This window comes from Methylophaga pinxianii (genome assembly GCF_020447225.1).
In the GTDB taxonomy this organism is placed as follows: Bacteria; Pseudomonadota; Gammaproteobacteria; order Nitrosococcales; family Methylophagaceae; genus Methylophaga; species Methylophaga pinxianii.
Genome location: NZ_JAJAEO010000082.1, coordinates 1 through 1,501, shown reverse-complemented (window position 1 = coordinate 1,501; position 1,501 = coordinate 1). Strand labels below are relative to the sequence as shown.

The 1,501-nt window shown below is 48.8% G+C and carries 1 protein-coding gene; it reads right to left on the bottom strand.

Translation table 11 applies throughout. The annotated features are described in order from the left end of the window. Window positions 1–1,326, bottom strand: a 1,326-nt coding sequence (gene sdhA / locus LGT40_RS00420; RefSeq protein ID WP_226343115.1) for a succinate dehydrogenase (quinone) flavoprotein subunit, incomplete at its 3' end; no start/stop codon positions are given. Window positions 1,327–1,501 lie beyond the last annotated feature (175 nt).

Genomic DNA, 1,501 nt, shown 5'->3' with positions numbered 1-1,501 from the left:
GGCACCGTGATCGGAAAAGTTGGCTTCGCCTCCGGCAAACAAACCATCAACAGTGGTCATCAGATTGTAGTCCACCCACAAGCCCCCCATCGTGTAATGGACAGCGGGATATATTCGCATTGGCTGCTGTGCAGGGTCTTCTGAGGTAATTCGTTGATACATGTCAAATAAATTACCGTACTTTTCATTGATAACATCCGCGCCCTGCTCTTTAATGGCATCGGCAAAATCCAGATAGACACCCAGTTTCTGACCATTGATTTCATGACCTACACCACGGCCATCATCACAGATATGTTTGACTGCACGTGAAGCAATATCACGAGGCACCAGATTGCCAAAGGCGGGATACATACGTTCGAGAAAATAATCACGATCCTGCTCAGGAATCTCACGCGGGTCACGTCCGCAATCAGCCGGATTTTTGGGTGCCCAGATACGACCATCGTTCCGTAGCGATTCACTCATCAGGGTCAATTTGGACTGCAGTTCCCCATGTTGCGGAATACAGGTCGGATGGATCTGCGTGAAACAGGGATTGGCGAATAATGCACCATGCTTATGTGCCCGCCAGATAGCCGAAGTATTACAGCCTTTGGCATTGGTCGACAGATAAAAGGCATTACTGTAACCACCGGTACACAGCACCACACAATCAGCCAGATGCGATCTCAACTCACCCGTTAACAAGTCTCGCACTACAATGCCTTTAGCCTTGCCATCAATTTTGATCAAATCCTGCATTTCACTGCGGGAAAAATGCTCAATATGGCCTTCGGCAATCTGTCGGCTCATCGCCTGATAAGCTCCCAGCAACAATTGCTGACCGGTTTGTCCACGGGCATAAAAGGTACGGGAAACCTGAGCGCCACCAAATGATCGATTAGCCAGATAGCCACTGTATTCACGGGCAAACGGCACCCCCTGTGCTACCGCCTGATCAATAATGGAAGTGCTTAACTCAGCCAGACGGAAGACATTGGATTCTCTGGCACGAAAATCGCCACCCTTAATCATGTCGTAAAACAGTCGCCAGACACTATCGCCATCATTATGATAATTTTTGGCGGCATTAATGCCACCCTGCGCGGCAATGCTGTGAGCTCTTCGAGGACTGTCCTGAAAGCAGAAGGTTTTAACCTGATAGCCCATTTCCGCCAGCGATGCTGCCGCAGAGGCACCAGCCAGACCGGTTCCCACTACGATGACTCGATAACGCTTACGGTTTGCCGGACTGACTACTCGCAGATTGTATTTATGCTGGGTCCAGCGCTGTTCCAGCGGGCCTTTCGGGGAAAAGCTGTCTAATTGCTGTTCTTCACTCATTTATGCTTTCCAATAGGCCAGGATCGGGACCAAGGCAAATCCCGCCACCAATAACACAACTATGGCAGTACAAATCCAATAAAACTGTTTTGAGGTTTTCCCCAATGTTTGCAATACATTGGTTAAGGAATGCTGCAAATGCAATCCAATTAGCAATATACCTCCCAGATAGGTA